General features: G+C 32.7%; 17 protein-coding genes. 5 read left to right on the top strand and 12 right to left on the bottom strand.

What is annotated here, in order from left to right; translation table 11 throughout:
* Nucleotides 1-206: 206 nt before the first annotated feature.
* From N5D46_RS10135 to N5D46_RS10120, 4 genes are all read right to left on the bottom strand, one after another.
* Nucleotides 207-2,504 (bottom strand): glycoside hydrolase family 65 protein, encoded by a 2,298-nt coding sequence (locus N5D46_RS10135; RefSeq protein WP_114998830.1) that lies wholly within the window; start codon nt 2,502-2,504, stop codon nt 207-209.
* A 27-nt stretch (nt 2,505-2,531) separates the two neighbouring features.
* Entirely contained in the window at nt 2,532-3,188 is a 657-nt protein-coding gene (gene pgmB, locus N5D46_RS10130; RefSeq protein WP_221853995.1) for a beta-phosphoglucomutase, read from the bottom strand.
* Nucleotides 3,189-3,193: 5 nt separating this feature from the next.
* Nucleotides 3,194-4,540, bottom strand: a complete 1,347-nt coding sequence (locus tag N5D46_RS10125; protein ID WP_038331042.1) for an MFS transporter — start codon at nt 4,538-4,540, stop codon at nt 3,194-3,196.
* A gap of 162 nt (nt 4,541-4,702) precedes the next feature.
* Entirely contained in the window at nt 4,703-5,722 is a 1,020-nt protein-coding gene (locus N5D46_RS10120; RefSeq protein ID WP_114998825.1) for a LacI family DNA-binding transcriptional regulator, read from the bottom strand.
* 224 nt (nt 5,723-5,946) lie between these two features.
* Here N5D46_RS10120 and N5D46_RS10115 point away from each other — a divergent pair, with 224 nt between their 5' ends.
* The 4 genes from N5D46_RS10115 to N5D46_RS10100 all read left to right on the top strand — a co-directional run bounded on the left by N5D46_RS10115 (nt 5,947) and on the right by N5D46_RS10100 (nt 14,463).
* Nucleotides 5,947-8,862: a TonB-dependent receptor gene (locus N5D46_RS10115; protein ID WP_280049886.1), complete on the top strand. Its 2,916-nt coding sequence runs from the start codon at nt 5,947-5,949 to the stop codon at nt 8,860-8,862.
* A gap of 10 nt (nt 8,863-8,872) precedes the next feature.
* A complete protein-coding gene (locus N5D46_RS10110; RefSeq protein ID WP_280049885.1) occupies nt 8,873-10,489 on the top strand; it encodes a RagB/SusD family nutrient uptake outer membrane protein in 1,617 nt (538 codons plus the stop codon).
* Nucleotides 10,489-11,553, top strand: coding sequence for a SusE domain-containing protein (locus tag N5D46_RS10105; protein WP_280049883.1), 1,065 nt, complete (start codon nt 10,489-10,491; stop codon nt 11,551-11,553). The genes N5D46_RS10110 and N5D46_RS10105 overlap by 1 nt, the downstream gene beginning before the upstream one ends.
* 96 nt (nt 11,554-11,649) lie before the next feature.
* Entirely contained in the window at nt 11,650-14,463 is a 2,814-nt protein-coding gene (locus N5D46_RS10100) for an alpha-amylase family glycosyl hydrolase (protein ID WP_280049882.1), read from the top strand.
* A 55-nt stretch (nt 14,464-14,518) separates the two neighbouring features.
* On the opposite strand, the gene N5D46_RS10095 is transcribed toward N5D46_RS10100, so the two are convergent.
* The 4 genes from N5D46_RS10095 to N5D46_RS10080 all read right to left on the bottom strand — a co-directional run bounded on the left by N5D46_RS10095 (nt 14,519) and on the right by N5D46_RS10080 (nt 17,465).
* Nucleotides 14,519-15,235 (bottom strand): TIGR00730 family Rossman fold protein, encoded by a 717-nt coding sequence (locus N5D46_RS10095; protein ID WP_180905791.1) that lies wholly within the window; start codon nt 15,233-15,235, stop codon nt 14,519-14,521.
* Between the two features lie 70 nt (nt 15,236-15,305).
* Nucleotides 15,306-16,010, bottom strand: coding sequence for a Bax inhibitor-1 family protein (locus N5D46_RS10090; RefSeq protein ID WP_280049881.1), 705 nt, complete (start codon nt 16,008-16,010; stop codon nt 15,306-15,308).
* Nucleotides 16,011-16,077: 67 nt separating this feature from the next.
* Nucleotides 16,078-16,761 (bottom strand): nicotinamide riboside transporter PnuC, encoded by a 684-nt coding sequence (pnuC, locus tag N5D46_RS10085; RefSeq protein ID WP_280049880.1) that lies wholly within the window; start codon nt 16,759-16,761, stop codon nt 16,078-16,080.
* 74 nt (nt 16,762-16,835) lie between these two features.
* Nucleotides 16,836-17,465, bottom strand: a complete 630-nt coding sequence (locus N5D46_RS10080; protein WP_280049879.1) for a 4'-phosphopantetheinyl transferase family protein — start codon at nt 17,463-17,465, stop codon at nt 16,836-16,838.
* 74 nt (nt 17,466-17,539) lie between these two features.
* Here N5D46_RS10080 and ahcY point away from each other — a divergent pair, with 74 nt between their 5' ends.
* Nucleotides 17,540-18,853 (top strand): adenosylhomocysteinase, encoded by a 1,314-nt coding sequence (ahcY, locus tag N5D46_RS10075; RefSeq protein WP_280049878.1) that lies wholly within the window; start codon nt 17,540-17,542, stop codon nt 18,851-18,853.
* Between the two features lie 136 nt (nt 18,854-18,989).
* Here the strand turns inward: ahcY and N5D46_RS10070 are convergent, their stop codons facing one another.
* The 4 genes from N5D46_RS10070 to N5D46_RS10055 form a co-directional block, all read right to left on the bottom strand.
* Complete coding sequence (locus N5D46_RS10070; protein ID WP_280049877.1) at nt 18,990-19,562, bottom strand: hypothetical protein; 573 nt, start codon at nt 19,560-19,562, stop codon at nt 18,990-18,992.
* A gap of 239 nt (nt 19,563-19,801) precedes the next feature.
* Entirely contained in the window at nt 19,802-20,392 is a 591-nt protein-coding gene (locus N5D46_RS10065; protein ID WP_038331016.1) for a hypothetical protein, read from the bottom strand.
* Nucleotides 20,382-20,885 carry a sigma-70 family RNA polymerase sigma factor gene (locus tag N5D46_RS10060; protein ID WP_038331014.1) on the bottom strand — a complete coding sequence of 168 codons (504 nt, stop codon included), beginning with the start codon at nt 20,883-20,885 and terminating at the stop codon, nt 20,382-20,384. Before N5D46_RS10060 ends, N5D46_RS10065 begins: the two co-directional genes overlap by 11 nt.
* Nucleotides 20,886-21,045: 160 nt before the next feature.
* Complete coding sequence (locus N5D46_RS10055; protein WP_038331012.1) at nt 21,046-21,453, bottom strand: NUDIX domain-containing protein; 408 nt, start codon at nt 21,451-21,453, stop codon at nt 21,046-21,048.
* Nucleotides 21,454-21,614 lie beyond the last annotated feature (161 nt).

The following is a 21,614-nucleotide window of genomic DNA, read 5'->3' as shown; positions in this document are numbered from 1 at the left end:
GTTTATCGAAGAATCTTTTTAATTCTCTGCCGAGCTGAATTTGTTTCAGCTTCTCATTCTCTGCTTTATGTGATCCTGAAATGAATTCAGGATGACTTTTTTTAAATACGTTTTCAGAATAAACTTAGAACGTAGAACTTAAAACCTATTACTTTAAATAAAAATACCCTGAAAACCGAAGCCTTCAAGGTATTAGATTCCCTTTATTAAATCGAAGGCTGAACAACTACTTTCTGGTCGAAAACATAAACCTCTAACGGTTCTGTTCCTTCCAGTTCAAAAATTGTTTCTCCTTTATTTACAATAACTTTTAGGATTTGATGACGGAAATTGACTTTGAACGAAAAACCTTCCCATTGTTCTGGTAAACGCGGCTCAAAATACAATTGATCGTTTTTCACACGCATTCCACCAAATCCTTCTACAATCGACATCCAAGTTCCAGCCATAGATGTGATGTGTAATCCTTCGTGAACTTCTTTGTTATAATCATCTAAATCTAAACGAGAAGTTCTCAAATAAAATGTATATGCTTGCTCCATTCTTCCTAACGTTGCTGCTTGGATGGAATGAACACAAGGCGATAATGATGATTCGTGAACCGTTAATGGTTCGTAAAAATCAAAATGTTTTTCTAATTGATCTTTCGAAAATTGATCTTCGAAATAATAGAACGATTGTAAAACGTCTGCTTGTTTGATATAAGCTGAACGTAAAATTCTATCCCAAGACCATTTTTGATTAATCGGACGTTCTTCTTTTGGTAATTCAGAAACAGGTGTTAAATCTTTATCCAAGAAACCATCTTGCTGTAAATAAATTCCTAATTCTTCACTGAATGGAAAATAAATATTCTCTGCAACTTCTTTCATTTCTGCTAATTCAGCATCAGTAATACTTCTCTTTGCAGCGATTCGAGCGAAATCCTCTGGATAATTTGTTTTGACGTTTTCAACTTGTTCCAACAAATAATTCATACACCATTGTGCACAATAATTTGAATGGAAATTGTTGTTGACATTATTTTCATATTCGTTAGGTCCCGTAACTCCTAACATCACATATTGTTTTTTGTCGTTTGACCAATTCACACGCTGTTTCCAAAAACGTGCAATTCCTAATAAAACCTCTAAACCAGCTTCTGGAATATACGTTTGATCTCCCGTAAAACGAACATAGTTGTAAATCGCAAATGCAATAGCTCCATTACGGTGAATTTCCTCGAATGTAATTTCCCATTCGTTATGGCATTCTTCACCATTCATCGTAACCATCGGATACAAAGCTGCACCTTTGTTGAAGCCTAATTTTTCTCCATTTTCAATCGCTTTATCCAATTGATTAAAACGATACATTAATAAGTTTCGCGCAACTTCTTGATTTTTTGTTACCATGTAAAATGGCAAACAATATGCTTCTGTATCCCAATATGTAGAACCTCCATATTTCTCTCCCGTAAAGCCTTTTGGACCGATATTCAAACGCTCATCTTTTCCAGAATACGTTTGATTTAATTGAAAAATATTAAAACGAATACCTTGTTGCGCTTTTGTATCTCCTTCTATAGTGATATCAGCCATTTCCCAAATCTTTGCCCAAGCTTCTTTTTGGTTTATTAACAATTGTTCATAACCTTGTTCATTTGCTTGAGATAATACATTTTCGGCAGCGTTAATTAATTCATTTTTAGGATGATTTGTCGAAACTACATAACCTCCAAATTTCTCAATTGTCGCGGTATCATTCGCTTTTACCTCAACTTCATATGTAAATTCTACTTTTGTTTCAGTTTTAACATCACTTGTTGGTGTATTTTGTTGATAACTTCCATTTACCAAGATTTTATTCTGCATAAATGTTACGACTTCAAAATGAGTTTTGAACGTACGCGCTTGTACAAAACCTTGTTCACCTTTAATTTCAGAAAAAATTGGTTCCCAAAAAATCTCTTCCCAGTTCGCATCTTCGTTCTTTACAGCTGCATCAACATAAGGTTTGAAGACAATTTTCGCATCATCATTGATTGGTTTGATGTCATATTTAATTGCTCCTAATTCATCTAAATCAGCAGAAAGAAAACGTCGAACAAAAACCTCAATTTCTAATCCTGAAGGTAAAATCGCAATAAATGAACGATCCAATAAACCTTCTTTCATATTCAATTCGCGACGGAAATTTTTAACTTCTTTACAAGTGTTTAAATCAAATTTTTCACCGTTAATTTCGATGTCAATTCCAATCCAAACTGGCGCATTTAATACTTTTGCAAAATATTCTGGATAACCGTTTTTCCACCATCCCACTTTTGTCTTGTCAGGATAATAAACGCCGGCAATATAGCTTCCTTGAAATGTATCACCTGAATAAAATTCTTCAAAATTGGCACGTTGTCCCATTGCTCCATTTCCGATAGAAAATAAACTTTCAGACGATTTTACACGATCTTTTTCAAACCCTTCTTCGATAATTGACCACGCATTCGGGATGATATAATCTTGATTCATTTTGTTTGTTGTATGTAGTTTGTATAATTATTGATTGATTAATTCGACCAAGAAATCCTCTGAGATTTCAGTAAAATTTTTAAAGTTGTATTTCGCTTCATTCAAAACCGAAGCTTCTCCAATTCCGATGCTTGTCATTCCTGCTACATTTGCTGCTTCAATTCCTGCAACAGAATCTTCAAATACAATTGAATTTTCGTTTGTTTGATTCGCTTTTTTCGCTCCAACGATAAAAACTTCTGGATCTGGTTTTGCGTTAGAAACATCGTTTCCATCTACGATATCATCGAAATAATTTAGAATATTAACTTTCTCTAAAATTGGACGTGCATTTTTAGAAGCTGATCCCAAAATAATTGGTTGATTGTTTTCTTTTAGAAAGTTTAAAACGTCCATAACGCCTGGTAAAATTTCAGAATCGTCCATCTTATCAATGTATTCTAAATATTCTTTGTTCTTCTGAATTAACCATTCGTTTTTCTGCTCATCAGAAGCTTCAACATTTCCCAATCCAAGAATAATTTCTAATGATCGCACACGAGAAACACCTTTCAATAATTCGTTATGTTCGTGCGTAAAATCGATGTTTAGATTATTCGCTAATTTTTTCCATGCTAAATAATGGTACTTTGCAGTGTCGACGATGACACCATCTAAATCAAAAATAAATGCTTTAGTTTTCAAAATGATTATGCTTTGATTGGTTCATCCACATCTTTTACGCGCGTTACAAAAAGTGCTGCAATAATTAGCGCAACACCGCTGGTAACAATGGCGAAAATTGGATTATCGTGATATAAATATTTTACAATTGGACCGCCTAACAATGCGTTGACGATTTGAGGCATACAAATGAAGAAATTGAAAATTCCCATGTAAACACCCATTTTTTTCGCTGGAATTGCTCCCGCTAAAATTGCATAAGGCATCGATAAGATACTTGCCCAAGCGATTCCTACTCCGATCATGGAAAGGATTAATAATTTTGGATCGTGAATAAAATAGATTGAAATTAATCCTAATCCTCCACAAATTAATGAAATAGCATGTGTTGTTTTTCGACCAAATTTTAAGGCTATTGCTGGTAAAAAGAAGGCGAATATTGCAGAAATTCCGTTGTAAACTCCGAAGATAATTCCAACCCAATCCCCTGCTTTTTGGTACGTTTCTGAATGTGTATCACTCAAAGACAAACCGTACACATGATGAGCGATTGCAGGCGTAGCAAATACCCACATACCGAATAATGCAAACCACGTAAAGAACTGTACCAAACCTAATTGTTTCATCGTTTTTGGCATATTCCCAAAATCGGTAAAAATCTGTGTTAAGCTTGCTTTTTCTTCAACAATTGGTTCTCTACCTTCTGCTTTTTCGAAAGCGTCTAATTCTTCTGGCGAATATTCTTTTGTTGTAAAAATGGTAATTAAAACGGTTACAATAATTGCAATTGCTCCAATAATGAATGATAAAATTAAGTGAAACGGAACTTCTCCTTCCGCTGCAATACTTGAAACACCAAACCAGTTGCTCAAAATATAAGGCAACCACGAACCGACAACAGCTCCTAAACCAATAATTACAGTTTGAATTGAATATCCTAATGTACGTTGATCCGAAGGCAACATATCTGCTACAAATGCACGCATCGGTTCCATCGCGATATTGAATGAAGCATCCATTATCATCAAGAATCCAGCACCCATCCATAATGCAGGCATCAATGCCGTAAATGCACCTGCTTGTGGCATTAAGATTAATCCGAAAGAAGCCAATAAAGCTCCTACTAAAAAGTATGGTTTTCTTCGTCCAAATTTAGACCAAGTATTATCTGAATAATGACCAATAATAGGTTGAACAATCAATCCCATTAGCGGTGCAACAATCCAAAACCAAGACAATTCGTGCACATCGGCACCAAATGAACTTAGAATACGGCTCGCATTTGCGTTTTGCAAGGCGAAACCCATTTGAACTCCTAGATATCCGAAACTTAAATTCCAGATTTCAAGAAATCCTAATCTACGCTTTCTCATTATCGTAATTTTTTTATGTATTTTACGATAAGCGTTTTATGCTTATCAAAACTATATTTTTGTAATTTGAGAAGTAAAAATATGTTTTGATTTGTTTACAATGTTAAAACTTTTTTTTGGGATTATTGCAACTGTAACAATTATTTAACCAAAAAAAACTTACTAAATCGTTGTAGTTTCTCTGTGTAATAATTCTGTTCCGACAACTTCGGTAATGTAATGTTCGTGCTCGTTTTCTGACTCTAATTTTTGAATTAATAAACGCGCTGCAATCTCACCCATTTTGAATGCATTTTGTTTAACTGTAGAAATGCTTGGAATTGAGTTCTTGGAAATTACACCATCTGTAAAAGCAATTAAATGTAACTCTTCTGGCACTTTAATTCCTTTTTTCAATGCAGCTCTCAAAACTTTTACGGCATATAATTCATTTACTGCCATTACTGCGTCAAATTTATTTTTTTCGAAAAATTCATCAATCATAGTGTCCAACTGACTCTCGTCTTCTACACGCAAAATCAAGTTTTCGTCAATTTCAATTCCATTCGCTTCCAACGTTCTTTTATATCCTTCGGTTCTTAAGCGTCCGACACTTATATAATCTGGCGTTGTGATAAAACCGATTTTCTTGCGTTCTTTACTTATAAAATACTGAATTGCTTCTTGTGTCGCAAGTACATCATCAATAATCACTTTATCAGTATAAACCTCACGCGTTACACGGTCGAACATCACAACTGGCATTCCTTGGTTGATGATTTCTTTGATATGATGATAATCTTTTTTGGCTTGAGTTTCTTTCGAAAGAGAAATCACAAATCCGTCTATACTACCCGCTGCAAGCATCTCCATATTAATCACTTCACGTTCGTACGATTCATTTGACAAACATATTAAGACATTATAACCATATTGATTGGCTAAATTTTCGATTCCACTAATTACCATCGCAAAAAAATCGTGAACGATTTCGGGAATAATCACGGCAATGGTTTTCGTTTTACGATTCTTTAGACTTAATGCTATATTATTCGGTTTGTAGTTGTATAATTTTGCAAATGCCTGAATCTTTTGTTTCGTTACAGCACTAATCTCTTCGCTATTTTTCAACGCCTTAGAAACCGTTGATATCGAAACATCTAACTCTTTTGCAATCTGTTTTAATGTCAAATTCTTTTTCATAATCTTCTTTCTACCTTAACCATCAATCTTATTCTACTAATTTCCGTCTTTTTTATTAAAAATTAACATGCTATAACAATTAATTTAATTATTTATTAACACGAAAACGTTTTCGTTTAACTAGTTAGTGTATTACATACACAATCAATCAATTAAACAACTTATATTTGGTAATGAGAAGTAAAAATATAAATTAATAATTAACGAAACAAAACAAAAAATATATGAGGATTTTAAAACAATCTCTTCTAGCATTAGTTTTATCAAGCCCTGCTATTTTATCTGCACAAACTGCGATAAAAGGAACAGTACAAGATAGCGCTAATAACACGGTTTTAGCTGGTGCAGATGTTTCGAACATTACAACAGGAGAATCGACAGTTTCTGATGAAAAAGGAAATTTTACATTAGAAGCGAACGATGGTGATATAATTGTTATCAGTTTTTTTGGTTATGACGATCAAGAAATAACTTTTGCGGGACAAACGCAATTACAACTTCGTATGTCTAAAACAACAGAAAACTTAAAAGAAGTTGTTGTAATTGGATATGGAACAGCGAAAAAAGAAGATGTTACAGGTTCTGTAAATCAATTAAATTCAGAAGATTTCAATAAAGGATCAATCACTTCTGCGCAAGAATTAATGACTGGAAAAATCGCTGGAGTTGTGGTAACATCTGCTGGTGGTGCTCCTGGTGATGGACAAAATATTATCATTCGTGGTAATAGTTCGTTATCATTAAACTCTCAACCATTGTATGTTGTAGATGGTGTTCCATTAGCAGATGGTGTAATTGGAGGTTCTCGAAATCCTTTAGATTTCTTAAATCCAAATGACATCGAATCGATGACGATTCTGAAAGATGCTTCAGCAACAGCTATCTATGGTTCTCGTGCTGCAAATGGAGTTGTTTTAGTAACAACAAAAAAAGGTAAAGGACAAAAATTTACTTATAATTACAACGCTACAACTTCTGTCTATACTCCATCTAACTATGTAGATATGATGAATGCGGATCAATTCAGAACATTAGTTAATCAAGTTGGTTCTCCAACAGAAATAGCTAGATTGGGTAATGCAAACACTAATTGGCAAAAAGAAATTTATAAAAATGCAGTTGGTTTTGATCACAATTTAAGTGCTATGGGAAATATTGGTGGTAAAATGCCTTCACGTTTCTCTTTATCAAATACAAATCAGGATGGAATTTTAAGTGGTGATAACATAAATAGAACTACTGCTTCTATGTCTTTAAATCCATCATTTTTTGATGATCATTTAAAGATTGAGTTAAATGCTAGAGGTTCTTATATCGAAAATAAATTCGCTAATAGAGGTGCTATTGGCGCTGCTTTAGAATATGACCCTACACAACCTATTTATTCTGGCGCACCATTTTTTGGTGGTTATCACACTTGGATGGATGGTAATGTTAAACATAATTTAGCTCCTACAAATCCTGTCGCATTATTAAATGAGCAAGACGATACATCAGAAGTTAGACGTTTTGTAGGTAATGCAAAAGTTGATTATAAGTTGCATTTCTTACCTTCTGTAACTGCTACAGTAAATGTTGGTTATGATATCTCTAATGCAAACGGAAGAAATGTTGTTTCTCAGAACATGCCAAGCTCATCTTTAACATGGGATGGTTCTTATTACAGATATGATAATCAAAACTATAACAAATTATTTGATGCTTATTTAACTTTCAATAAAGACTTCGGTTTACATAATTTGAATGTTGTTGCAGGTTATGGATATCAATACTTCAATACATATTCTCATACATACGACAGTGAATTATTTGAGCAAGGATTAGATTATGAATTCATAGATAGAGATCATTTCACTTTATTATCATATTTCGGACGTTTTAATTACAACTACGATAACCGTTACATTTTAACGGGTACTTTACGTGCAGATGCTTCTTCTAAATTCATCAAAGACAATCAATGGGGTTATTTCCCTTCAGTTGCACTTGCTTGGAACATTTCTAATGAAGATTTCCTAAAAGGATCTTCTACAGTAAATGACTTGAAATTACGCGCTGGTTTTGGACAAGTTGGTAATGTAAATGGATTAGGAAGCTTTTTATACATGACACGTTACAATGTTTCACAATCTACAGCATATTACCAGTTTGGTAGTACTTTTTATCAAACCTATAGACCATCTACTGTAAGTAAAGATTTAAAATGGGAAATTGCAGAAACAATTAATTTAGGTATTGATTATTCTTTATTCAAAAATAAAGTTTATGGTTCTGTAGATCTTTATCAAAAGAAAACAAAAGATTTAATTGCTAATGTTTACATCGATCCTTTTACCAATTTCGGTAATATGATGAACAAAAACATTGGAGATATGGAGAACAAAGGTATTGAGTTTAACATCAATGCTGATCTTGTAAAATCAAATGATATAGATTTCACACTAGGTTATAATATTGCTTTTAACGACAACAAAATTACCAATCTTTCTAATGATAATTATGTTGGTGGAATTGACGGTGGTACAGGTAATAATATACAAATCCATAGAGAAGGTTATGCTCCATACAGTTTCTATGTTTACAAACAAATTTACGATGTTAACGGTAAACCTATCGAAGGTGCTTACGAAGATTTGAATGGTGACGGTATCATCAACGACAAAGATCGTTACATACATAAAAACCCATACGCAGATGTTACCATGGGATTCAATTTGTTTTTCCGTTACAAAAATCTAGATTTATCTGCTAGCGCTCGAGCAAACTTAGGTAACTATGCTTATAACAATGTTGCTTCTGCAAAAGGTTATAGTAGAAAAGCGACTGGTAATGGACAAAATTATTTATCTAATGTTCATACTGATTTTTACAATGCAGGATTCGTAGAAATTACAGATTCAAACTTAATGAGTGATTATTACGTACAAGACGCATCATTCTTCCGTATAGATAATATAACTGTCGGATATAATCTAAATCAAGCGATAAAAGGATTAGATGTACGTTTATACGGTGCGGTACAAAACGTAGCTGTATTTACAAATTATGATGGGTTAGATCCTGAAATGTTTGGCGGTATTGATAATAATTTCTATCCAAGACCTAGAACATTTGTATTCGGTTTAAATGTTAAATTCTAATCAAAAAGTCATGAAAAAAATAAAAATATCAAAATATATAATTGCAGCGGCATTAGCTTTCTCTATAACATCTTGTCACGATGATTTAGATTTAATGCCAAACGATCCAGATACTTATACACAATTTGATGTATTCAAAGATGCTGCTACAGCAAAATCTGCTTTAGCAAAAGTATACGCTTCTTTAGCGCTTACGGGACAAAAAGGACCTGCGGGAAGTGGAGATATTCAAGGTATTGACGAAGGTGCTTCTCAATATACTCGTTTAATGTTCAACTTAAATGTATTGACAACAGACGAATCTATTGTTGGTTGGGGAGACCCAGGTTTACCAAACTTGCATGCGCTAAGTTGGGGAGCAAGTAACAGTTTTGTTGAAGCAATGTATTATCGTTTAGCACAAACCGTTTCTTTCTCTAATTCGTTTATTGCAAATGCTGAAGCTTTATCTAGTACAACTCCAGAAGTGAAAGAATATGTAGCTGAAGCGCGTTTCATTAGAGCATATGCTTATTATAGCTTAATGGATTTATATGCGAATGTTCCGTTAGTAACAGAAGTTTCTTCTGAATTACCAAAACAAAGCAATCGTAAAGAGATTTTCACTTTCGTTGAGAGCGAATTAAAAGCAATCGAAGCTGAATTAAAAGCTGGTCGCGCAAACGAATACGGACGTGTAGATAAAGTTGCAGCTTACGCATTACTTTCTCGTTTGTATCTAAATGCAGAGTCTTGGATAGACGTAGCTAAATATTCAGAATCTATCACCTATTCTAACTTAGCAATCGAATCAGGATACTCGTTAAACACCACGGATGCCAATGAAAATGGAACTGCGTATGACGAATTATTTTTAGCTGATAACGATACTAATGGTGCTCAAAACGAAGGTATTTTTGTATTAAATTTTGACGGAAATAATTCTAGAACTTATGGTGGTTCTACTTATTTGGTAAAAGCTGCTATCGGTGGTTCTATGCAACCAGCAGATTATGGTGTAAATGGTGGTTGGGGAGGTCCTCGTACTACAAGCGCTTTGGTTGAGAAATTTCAGTCATCACAAAATGATTCTAATGGTAATCCTATAGCTTGGACAGATAAACGTGCTATGTTTTATACAGATGGTCAAACATATGATATTGCAGAAGTTAGTAGATTTAGTGATGGTTATGCCGTAACAAAATTTAAAAATAAAAAATCTAATGGGAATAATGGTAATGACTCAACAGGTGAATTTGTAGATACCGATGTTCCTGTAATAAGACTTGCAGAAATTTATCTAAATTATGCAGAAGCAGTTCTTCGCGGTGGTGGGGGCGATCGTGCTACAGCTCTTAATTACATTAACGCATTGCGTACAAGAGCTTATGGTAACACTTCTGGTAACATCACAAACGCACAATTAAACCTAGATTTTATTTTAGATGAACGTGCGCGCGAATTGTATTGGGAAGGAACAAGAAGAACAGATTTAATCCGTTTCAATAAATTTACAACAGGTTACAACTGGCCATTTAAAGGAGGTGTAGCTAACGGGACTTCTGTTTCTGACATTAGAAAACTTTTCCCAATTCCTATCAATATCATTGCAATTAATCCGAATTTAACTCAAAATCCTGGTTACTAATGAAAAATTTTTTAAAATATATCTCAATTGCTTTAATTGGTAGTATTGCCATTACAAGCTGTTCAGAAGATGATGATTTACTAACTGTAAATCCATCAGATTATCAAGCGCCAGAATTGGTAACACCAAACGATAATGCGCAATTTATTTTAACAGAGGAGCATCAAGATTCAATTATTACTTTCTCTTGGAACAAAGCAGAATATGGACTTGATGTTGTCCCAAAATATTCTTTAGAATTTACAACAAAAGACGATAGTAACTTTGCTAATGCAACAGTTCTAATAGGTAATTCTACAACAACAGAGTTTCAAATATCATTTAAAGACTTTAATAATAAAGTAATTGATCTTGGTGTTGAACCAAATGTGGAGCAAGATTATATTTATCGTGTAAAATCAGAATTAGGTACACAACAATCTCAACCACTAGTTTCTGCTGTAAAAACAATCACAATCACAGCATATCCTACAGATTTATCTACAAATTGGGGTGTTGTAGGTTCTATTACGAATTGGGCAGATAATCAAGATATTCCTTTCTGGAAAAGTGAAGAAACTAATGTTTTAGTTGCTTATATTAATGTTGAAGAAGCTAACGCAGAAATTAAATTCAGACAAAACGGATCTTGGGATGTAAACTTTGGAAGTAACAACCCAACAACTGCATCTGACGGAACAGTATCTGGAAGTTTAGACGCTGGTGGAAATAATATTAAAATTCCAAATATCGGAAGATATAAAGTAACTTTTAATCAAAGTGATTCAACTTTCAAAATAGAAGCTTTCACTTGGGGAGTTATTGGTGATGCAACACCGCTTGGTTGGGATGCTGACACTGCTCTAAATTACGATGGCACAATAGATTCTTGGATAGCTACTATAGAATTAAAAGTTGGTGAATTTAAATTCAGACAAAATAAATCTTGGGATGTAAACTATGGTGATTCTGGAACTCCTGGAGTTTTAAAATCAGGTGGCGACAACATCAAAGTTACTGAAGCTGGGACTTACATTGTAACAGCAAACTTCAGTAAAGAAACTTATTCTTTTGTAAAACAATAAAGAAATTCCTCATTTAAAAATAGAGCTGTTACAAACATACTTGTATGTTTTAACAGCTTTTTTTATCTAATCTAATAATTCAAAAATCGCAATAATATGAAAACATTTTATTTAACTTTCATGTTGATTTGCCTTTCTTTCTTAAAGATCGATGCGCAAATCACTTCAGATCCTAGTCCGCCAGAAGCAGACAAATCGGTCACTTTGTATTTTGACAAAACAGGAACTCCACTAGAAAATTACCAAGGAAATCTTTATGCTCATACGGGTGTAACTGTTGATGGACAAGATTGGCAAAATGTGATTGGTTCTTGGGGAGATAATTCTTCTCAACCTCAATTTATTCATCAATCTGGTAATGTTTATAAATTAGAAATCACACCTTCTATCACAAGTTTTTACAATGTAGAGCCAAACAAAACTATAACTAAAATGGCTTTTGTGGTAAGAAACGCAGAAGGTAATCAACAAACCTCATCAGATATTTTTATCAATGTTGGTGCTTTGCAAGTTAATCTAATTCATCCGCTAGAAAACAGCACAACCAATGTGAATAGCGGTTCTAGTTTTAATATCCAAGCAACAAGTACAATTCATGTGAATTGGACATTAGAAGGTAACGGTAATACTTTTGATCAAGTAAATGATAGTAATTCATTTGATAAAAATTATACCATTTCACAAAATCAGAATTATACATTAAATGCAACTTTTAATGGTCAAACAATAAGCAAATCTTTTACAATTAATATCAAACCAACGGTTAAAGATGTAGCCATTCCATCTAATTTACATGAAGGAATTAATTATTTGGCTAATGATTTTACAAAAGCATATTTGGTTTTATACGCTCCACAAAAAGAGTTTATTCATGTAATCGGAAGTTTCAATAATTGGCAACTTTCTGATCAATATGTGATGAATCGAGATACAACTAACAAGGATTTATATTGGATTGAATTATCTAATCTTAAAGCAAGTGAAATCTATACGTTTCAATATCGAACAAGTGATGGAATCAAAACTGCAGATCCTTATTCGACTTTAGTTTTATCGCCTTATGATGATCCGTATATTACCGCAGCAACTTACCCAAATATGCCTGTATATCCTACTGGACAACAATTTGAAGTTTCGGTTTTACAAACAAATCAAGCAAAATACAATTGGAAAGTTTCAAATTTCAATCGCCCAAATAAAGAGAATTTGATGATTTACGAATTATTAATTCGTGATTTCAATTCGACAAAAACATGGCAATCTTTAATTGATGATTTTGATTATTTCAAAAAATTAAACATTAACGCAATCGAAGTTATGCCCGTAATGGTGTTTGAAGGAAATATTTCTTGGGGTTATAATACAGCTTATCATCTTGCTTTGGATAAAGCTTATGGACCAGCAGATAAAATGAAAGAATTCATCGATTTGTGTCATCAAAATGGAATTTCAATCATTTTAGATGTTGCTTTAAATCATGTTTATGGTCGATCTCCGTTGGTTAGAATGTGGATGAATGATCCCGACAATGATGGTTTTGGAGAACCAACTGCTATAAATCCTTATGTTAATCAAACTGCAAAACATAGTTACAATGTTGGATACGATTTAAATCATCAATTAACACCAACTCAAAATTATGTACAACGTACATTAAAACATTGGATTGAAGAGTTTAAAATTGATGGATTTAGATGGGATTTAACAAAAGGATTTACACAAAATTGTACACCTTCTGATGAAACTTGTACAAACGGATATCAAGCTGATCGTGTAGCAATTTTAAAAAAATATGCAGATATGCAATGGACAATTGATCCGAATTCCTACATCATTTTTGAGCATTTAGGAAATAATGGTTCAGCACAAGAGGAAACAGAATGGGCGAATTATCGCATTAACGAAGGTAAAGGAATTATGCTTTGGGGTAAAGCGACTAATAATTTTAATCAAAATACAATGGGATATGCTTCGGATAGTAACTTTGATTGGTTGAAGCATACTGTAAAAGGTTTTACGAAAAAACATTTAGTTGCTTACGCAGAAAGTCATGATGAGGAAAGAATGATGTACAAGAATTTACAATATGGTGCATCTTCAGGAACCTATAATGTAAAAGATTTAAAAACTTCTTTAGAAAGACAAAAAGCTCTTGGTGCAGTTTTATTTACAATTCCTGGTCCTAAAATGTTGTGGCAATTCGGAGAATTAGGATACGATTACTCGATTAATCATTGTCAAGATGAGACAAATAGTGACGGATGCCGTACCAATCCAAAACCAATTCCAAGCGAAATTGGTTATTTAACAAATACTGATAGAAAATCTGTTTATGATGTTTGGGCAAAAATTATTGGACTTAAATTAAACAACAAAGTTTTCGAAACTGATAATTATACGATTACATCTGGCGATTTAAAACCGCGTATTCAGATTACAAATAATTTATTATCGTCGTCTGATTTATATGAGGTAATTGTTATTGCAAACTTCACAACAAGCACTCAAGCAATTGCGCCACTTTTTCCATTTACAGGAAATTGGTACAATTTGATGGACGAAACAACGCTGAATGTCACCAATACAAATTCATCATTTACAGTTAATCTAAATCCAGGTGAATTTAGAATTTTCGGGAATGCAAAAGCAAATTTATCAACAGATAATATTGAGGTTAATTCAGAAAAAATCTCTGTAACTCCAAATCCAGTTTCTTCCTCTTTTTCATTAAATATTAATTCAGAAAAAGTAAAAATCTATGATTTAACAGGAAAACTGATCAAAGAGTTTTCAGGAAAATTTTCAGCGATACATCAATTTAACATCAAAGAATTACCAAAAGGTATTTACATTCTTGACATTGAAGCTAAAAATCGAAAAATTGGAACGTCTAAATTAATTAAACAATAATTATCATTCTTTATGAAATAAAAAAACCTCATCAAATGATGAGGTTTTTCGTTGCTTAAAAATTAAGCTTAATATTATATTTTTCGTAGAAATTCTCGATGTGAGCAACTGCTTCTTCCGCTGTATCAACCAAACGGAAAAGATCCAAATCTTTCTCAGAAATATAACCTTCTCTCAAAACCGTTTCTTTGATCCAATCAATTAAACCTGACCAATACTCAGTTCCAACTAACACAATTGGGAAACGTCCTGTTTTCTTCGTTTGTACCAATGTCATCGACTCAAACAATTCATCTAACGTCCCAAAACCTCCTGGCATTCCGATAAATCCTTGTGAATATTTCACAAACATTACTTTTCGTGCAAAGAAATAATCGAAATTAATTTCATATTCACGGTCGATATATTTGTTCAATTCTGTTTCGAAAGGCAATGTAATTCCCAATCCAACAGAAGTTCCTCCACCCTTTTGCGCTCCTTTGTTTGCAGCTTCCATAATTGCCGGACCTCCACCAGTAATTACACCAAAACCTATTTGCGTTAATCGATACGCAATGTCCTCTGCTAATGCATAATATGGATGATCTGGAGAAGTACGTGCCGAACCAAAAATAGACACGCAAGGTCCTATTTTAGACATTACTTCGTAACCATTTACAAACTCTGCCATAATCTTGAACAACGCCCAAGAATCATTTATTCTAATCTCATTCCAATCTTTTGGTCGAAACGGAGATTGTATTCTATCGTCTTCTTTTTCTTTATCTGTCATAGTATCTTAAATAAAAAAACCGCAACAAAAATGCTACGGTTCAATATACAAATTTATTGTTTCTTCATGATTAATCTCTACTCATAAAAATTCTCAAAATATACCAAAACAATAACATTAATGAAGCAAATAACGACAATGCCGCTGCAACATACTGTTGTGTTCCGAACTCATATTTTAATTGGTGAGTGTTGTACAAAATTGCTCCACCAGCTAAGGCGCACATTCCAACTGAGAACCATAATCCTAGATCGAACCCGAATAACATCCCTGCAATAATCAATCCAATTGCTAAGAAAAATCCTATAGTTAATGCTCCTCGTAAAATAGAGAAATCTGCTTTTGTTAAAAATACAATAGCTGATAATCCTACAAATAATCCGCCTGTTACAACGGCTGCTTGTTTTATTACATAAGTTCCTCCATAATATAATGCAATGTAAAGCATTGGCACAAAGATTAAAGCTTCTGCAACTATGTATAAAAAATAGCCTAAATATTGTTTAGATTTTGAAATCGATCCGTACGCCATTTTTTGTGCAACCCATGTAATTCCCATGAAACCTGCTAATAAAATAAGCCAAAGATATCCAGAAGTTAAACTTAACATAAAGCTGACTAATGCTTCTGATTTTAACATCAAAGATTCGATTAAAACAAATACCAAAACTCCTCCAGCAACGTGTCCGTAAGTATGTTTATAGAAATTTGCCCTTTCTACGCTTGTTGCCTCTGCAACCAATTGGTTTTGTTGATATAAATGTTGATTTTCCATATTCGTAATTTTTATAGGTTTTTCAAATTCAATTTATAAGGCTAAAATACTAATTTTAAATTATTTCTTAACTCACTATTTTCTGTGAATTTTTGGCTGATTTTATCCAATCGATTAATCCGATAAATGATAAAATCAACAAGACAATATATTGCACCGAAGTGATAACTGCTCCTTTGTAAATCATTAATGGAATCATGATTAAATCGCCGATAATCCAGAAATACCAATTATCAATTTTTCGTCGCGCCATCATCCACATTCCAATCAAAAAGATAGCGGTCGTCGAAGCGTCTACAAAATCAATTTTAGAATAATGTAATTTACATTGGTTGATAAAACTGAAATCAAAACCATTTTGAATAACTGGACGGAAATAATAAATCGTCAAAATAAAGATAAAACTCAACGCGAAAAGTAAAGTTGCATATAAATATTCTTTCTTCGAAGCCCACGAAACATCGACATGTTTATGATCTGCTTCGAGATTTTTTTGCCACAAAATCCAACCATAAATCGCCATTGAAGTATAGTAAATATTAATAATAGTTTCGCCGTATAATCCCCAATTAAAAAATAAATAGATGAAAATAAACGTCGAAATAATAGTGGTTGGATAAACCAAAATATTACGTTTGTAGGTATAATAAACGGAAATAATCCCAAATAAAGTTGCAATTATTTCAAGTAAAATATTCAGTGTAGAATAGGTTTTATAAGGAGCAAAGATGTAATCAATAAAATCGTTCATTCTTAAGTTGTGAGTTAAAATAATTCATTCTAAATCGTAAATCTAAATTCGTAATTATAATTTCTAACTTCAATCTATTCATAATCCAACACCCAAACCAAATAATATTCACCAATCATTTTATAGAATGCATGATATTTTCGAGATTTTACATCATCCGAAATCCAACAAATAAATTGTTTATTTTCTATTAATTCAAATTCTTCTGCACGATAATGATTCAGAAAATTCCAAAGATTTCCACCATTCAATTTGTACAAACCTTCTTTCATTCCCCAAATTACATGCAAATATTCAGTTTCATGTTCTTGAGGTATCCAAGCTATTTCATCTGGACGGGCAAATTTATGTTTGATGTTCAAAATTTTTCTTGGTCGAGCCAATTCAATATCAATTCCAATATTATATTCGCTCACGCCAACAGAAACCAATCCATAGGAATGTGTAATGGAAATTTCTTTATTTGTAGGTAAAAAAGGTTTTCCACGTTCGTCATAATTTACATCATAATCCAAGTCCAATTTCTTTAGACAAGCGCGCAAACCAAGATATTCTCTGGCCTGTTTAGGTCGAAGATTATTATATTTTTCTATCCTATAATCCTCTAAATGAAGATATTCTAATAATTCTTCATTCGATTCTGTTACATTCCACGTGATAATGCGGGTATGTTTAAAATCGTTAATATAATCGATAACGGGCATTTTATTAATCGAAATTTGTTTGTAAATTTGTTCATTATAAACTTTAAAAAAAAGTTAGTTAAATATATCAATTGATGGATACAAAAACGCAATACATTCCATACAAAGTTAAAGATATTTCTTTAGCTGAGTGGGGAAGAAAGGAAATTACGTTGGCTGAGGCAGAAATGCCTGGGTTGATGGCTATCCGTGAAGAGTACAAAGCTGCTCAACCTTTGAAAGGTGCTCGCATTGCAGGTTGTCTACACATGACAATCCAAACTGCAGTATTAATCGAAACGTTGGTTGCTTTAGGAGCTGATGTTACATGGTCGTCATGTAATATTTTCTCTACACAAGATCACGCTGCTGCTGCAATTGCTGCTGCTGGGATTCCTGTGTATGCTTGGAAAGGGATGAACGAAGAGGAATTCGATTGGTGTATCGAGCAAACATTATTCTTCGGAGAAGATCGTAAACCATTAAACATGATTTTGGATGATGGTGGAGACTTAACGAATATGGTGATTGATCGTTACCCAGAATTGGTTGCTGAGATCAAAGGATTATCAGAAGAAACGACTACAGGTGTACACCGTCTTTACGAAAGAATGGAGAAAGGTACATTGCCTATGCCTGCAATTAACGTAAATGATTCTGTAACAAAATCTAAATTCGACAACAAATACGGATGTCGCGAATCTGCAGTAGATGCTATCAAACGTGCTACTGACTTGATGATCGCTGGTAAACGTGTTGTAGTTTGTGGATATGGTGATGTTGGTAAAGGTACAGCGGCTTCTTTCCGTGGTGCTGGAGCAATTGTTACAGTAACAGAAATCGACCCTATTTGTGCTTTACAAGCATCTATGGAAGGTTACGAAGTAAAAAAATTAGATACAGTGGTTGCAAACGCTGATATCGTAATTACGACTACTGGTAACTTTGGAATTGTACGTGCAGAGCATTTCGAGAAAATGAAAGACAAAGTAGTTGTGTGTAACATTGGTCACTTCGATAACGAAATCGATATGGCTTGGTTAAACGGAAACTACGGAAACACGAAAGAAGAAATTAAACCACAAGTTGACAAATACAACATCAACGGAAATGACATCATCATTTTGGCTGAAGGACGTTTAGTTAACTTAGGTTGTGCAACAGGACACCCTTCTTTTGTGATGTCAAACTCTTTCTCTAACCAAACTTTAGCTCAAATCGAATTGTGGACAAATTCATCAGCTTACAAAAATGAAGTATATACTTTACCTAAGCATTTAGATGAAAAAGTTGCAGAATTGCATTTAGCTAAATTAGGAGTAGAATTAGAAGTTTTATCTCAAGAACAAGCAGAATACATTGGTGTAACGGTTGAAGGACCATTTAAACCAGAATATTATAGATATTAATTAATTTTAATTCAAAATTTTTATTTGAAAAAAGAAAAAAGCACTTAACTATATGCCCTCGCCCTGAACAAGCGAGGGCTTTTTTGTTAGTCATTTTCTACGCCAGAAATTGATTCAAGTTCATTATTCAATTTATTTAGCTCTTCCTTTGTTGTATATTTTTTAGGAATATTTTTCTTAAATTAAATGTCGCTTCTTTTTTATTTTTTATCAAAATATCAGCATTGATTGCAGGCGTAATTCCTAATGGTGTTTTCATCCACACATCAGAATCAGTCGTTTTATATAAACATTTAGCCAGCAAAGCTCCACTAAAATAAATTGGCTTTTCAACTTCTGTTAATAATTCTACTTTGATGAAAAAATCATCTTGATATTTAATATTCAAATCACGTAAATCCATCGAAAAGACATCATTCTGTTGATATTCTTTTTTTACAACAACTTCAAAAGGTTTTTCTAAAATTGATTGAGCTGGTTTCCCATTATTCATTGCCGTTAAATCAACTTTCAAAAGAATAGAATCTAATTTCAAACTATTACTAAAATTGAAATTAATACGTTGAAAAGTGAATTCTTTTTTAGGCGCATTTATTGGAATTGCAAATTCTTTGGTAAACTTAGGAAGTGAATCTTTACTAAAATTAATATCAGCCGTTAATCCGATTAAAATTGATTTCGTCTTGGTATCCGAACCAACACGTTTCAATCGAAATTTGCTTTTATCATACAAAATCGTTTCATGTCATTCTATCGTATCTTTTTTATAATCTTGTGCATTTGCAAACGTTATAAAACATAAAAAAAGAAAGTAAATTTTTGTCATCTATTTGGTTTTTAAATCATTTATCAATTTTATAAAATATAGATGTTCAAAATTCACAAAGGTTACACAATGACATGTTAAAGTTTAACGCATTACATTAACAAAAGAAGAGTAACTTTTGGTTACTCTTCTAATTGATGCAATATATTTTCTAATTCTACCAGATTCTTTTTATAATAAGTAGAAATCCACCATTTTAATAATAAAACGCAAATTAATACATAAAAAAATAGTGTAAGAAAAATATAAAGATAAAACTGAAATTTGTATTCAAATTGCAACGAGTTAGGATGCTGGATATACGAAATCCCAATAATCATCAACACTAAAATAGAAATCAAGTACGAGTAAATACTGTAAATATCAATCGCAGATTTGTAATTATAATAAAACCAATTGATGTTCTTTAGCGAATTATATTCCAGATGATATGATCGTTTATAAAACTTGAAAACATAAATAAACGGCACCAAAAAAGTCAACGAAATACACAACAATGTCCACCAAATTGTTGGCGTATTTGCATCAAATAAGAAAGGAAAAGTATATAAAAACAATAATCCTAATAATTGAACATAAAACTCTTTCTTCAAGGTTTTTCGTACTTTATCAATAATGGTATTTGCTTCTTGATTAAACTCAAGATTTGGATCAATTTTAACTTCATCTGAAGATTGATTGTCCCATTGTTTTTGTAATTCATCAAAATTCATAACCGTATTTTTTTATGATGATTTGTATTTTTTCTTTCGTTCTGTTCAATTTCACACGTGCATTTACTTCCGAAATTCCCAAGTTCATACAAATTTCCTTGTGATTTTGTCCTTCCAAAAACAGAAAAATCAATGCTTTTTCTACTTTATTCAATTCATGAACTGCTTTATAAAACAATTCGAGTTGTGTTTCTTTTTCACCAAAATCCATCTCATCTACTTGATCAATATTTTCTAAAAAAGTATGACGATCTGCTTTTTTCTTTTCTTTTCTAAAATAAGTTAACGCCGTGTTCAACGAAACGCGATACATCCAAGTTGAAAATTGAGATTTACCTTCGAAACGATCAAAAGATTTCCATAGTTGCAAAACAATCTCTTGTATCAAATCATTTTGATCTTCAGAATTATCCATATACATCTTAGCGATTTTGTGTAAAATCTCTTTGTGTTGATCGATTAATTCTAAAAAAAGGGTTTGTTTAGCTTCCAAAATCGTTACTTTATTTTTTTCAACGCAACTTGTTCATCGTCTATTATGATAACATTATTTTCAACTGTTATTTCCAAAATAGATTTCATCGCTTAATTATTTAGTGTTTATTAGTAAGTAAACATAAAGTAAAAACGTTACAAAAATTTTGAAAAAAAATTTAAAAAACCATTTCTAACCAAATCGGTAAACTGAATTCTTCTAATAAATGAGCCAATTGAAATTCTTTGTAGTTTTCTTTCGTTATCCACGCCATTTCTTCTATCTCAGAAGCGATTTTAAGCGTTTCTAATGATTTTAATTTAACATGAAATACATTTGCATAAACTTCGGTATTAACTTCATTAACGGCAATAGAAGTGTGTTGCCCTAAAAATGAAACATCGTGCTGTAGAATATCAACATTAATCTCTTCTAAAAATTCGCGTCGAAGTGTGGTTAATAATTCTTCATCTTGTTCTCGTTTTCCACCAACCATCTGAAAAAATTTCGATTTCTTTTTTCGGACAGCTAACATTCTACCCGTTTCATCTGTAACCAAGGCGTTCACCAAATAAATATGATTCATTGTTATGCGTTATGCGTTATGCGTTATACGTTATGCGTTATGCGTTATGCGTTATGCAAAAGTAGAATTTAGGAGAGTTTGGAGCAAAAAAAAGCCTCACAATAAGTGAAGCTTATAAAAGTTGGCGATCCGGACGGGACTCGAACCCGCGACCACTTGCG

It is taken from the genome of Empedobacter sp. GD03865, assembly GCF_029840775.1.
Taxonomy (GTDB): domain Bacteria; phylum Bacteroidota; class Bacteroidia; order Flavobacteriales; family Weeksellaceae; genus Empedobacter; species Empedobacter falsenii_B.
This window is presented reverse-complemented; position numbering and strand designations above follow the sequence as displayed.

Excerpts from the sequence above, each read along its gene's own strand:
- N5D46_RS10135 (WP_114998830.1), bottom strand. The coding sequence starts at position 2,504 with ATGAATCAAGATTATATCATCCCGAATGCGTGGTCAATTATCGAAGAA.
- N5D46_RS10125 (WP_038331042.1), bottom strand. The coding sequence starts at position 4,540 with ATGAGAAAGCGTAGATTAGGATTTCTTGAAATCTGGAATTTAAGTTTC.
- N5D46_RS10120 (WP_114998825.1), bottom strand. The coding sequence starts at position 5,722 with ATGAAAAAGAATTTGACATTAAAACAGATTGCAAAAGAGTTAGATGTT.
- N5D46_RS10115 (WP_280049886.1), top strand. The coding sequence starts at position 5,947 with ATGAGGATTTTAAAACAATCTCTTCTAGCATTAGTTTTATCAAGCCCT.
- N5D46_RS10110 (WP_280049885.1), top strand. The coding sequence starts at position 8,873 with ATGAAAAAAATAAAAATATCAAAATATATAATTGCAGCGGCATTAGCT.
- N5D46_RS10105 (WP_280049883.1), top strand. The coding sequence starts at position 10,489 with ATGAAAAATTTTTTAAAATATATCTCAATTGCTTTAATTGGTAGTATT.
- N5D46_RS10100 (WP_280049882.1), top strand. The coding sequence starts at position 11,650 with ATGAAAACATTTTATTTAACTTTCATGTTGATTTGCCTTTCTTTCTTA.
- N5D46_RS10095 (WP_180905791.1), bottom strand. The coding sequence starts at position 15,235 with ATGACAGATAAAGAAAAAGAAGACGATAGAATACAATCTCCGTTTCGA.
- N5D46_RS10090 (WP_280049881.1), bottom strand. The coding sequence starts at position 16,010 with ATGGAAAATCAACATTTATATCAACAAAACCAATTGGTTGCAGAGGCA.
- pnuC (WP_280049880.1), bottom strand. The coding sequence starts at position 16,761 with ATGAACGATTTTATTGATTACATCTTTGCTCCTTATAAAACCTATTCT.
- N5D46_RS10080 (WP_280049879.1), bottom strand. The coding sequence starts at position 17,465 with ATGCCCGTTATCGATTATATTAACGATTTTAAACATACCCGCATTATC.
- ahcY (WP_280049878.1), top strand. The coding sequence starts at position 17,540 with ATGGATACAAAAACGCAATACATTCCATACAAAGTTAAAGATATTTCT.
- N5D46_RS10065 (WP_038331016.1), bottom strand. The coding sequence starts at position 20,392 with ATGAATTTTGATGAATTACAAAAACAATGGGACAATCAATCTTCAGAT.
- N5D46_RS10055 (WP_038331012.1), bottom strand. The coding sequence starts at position 21,453 with ATGAATCATATTTATTTGGTGAACGCCTTGGTTACAGATGAAACGGGT.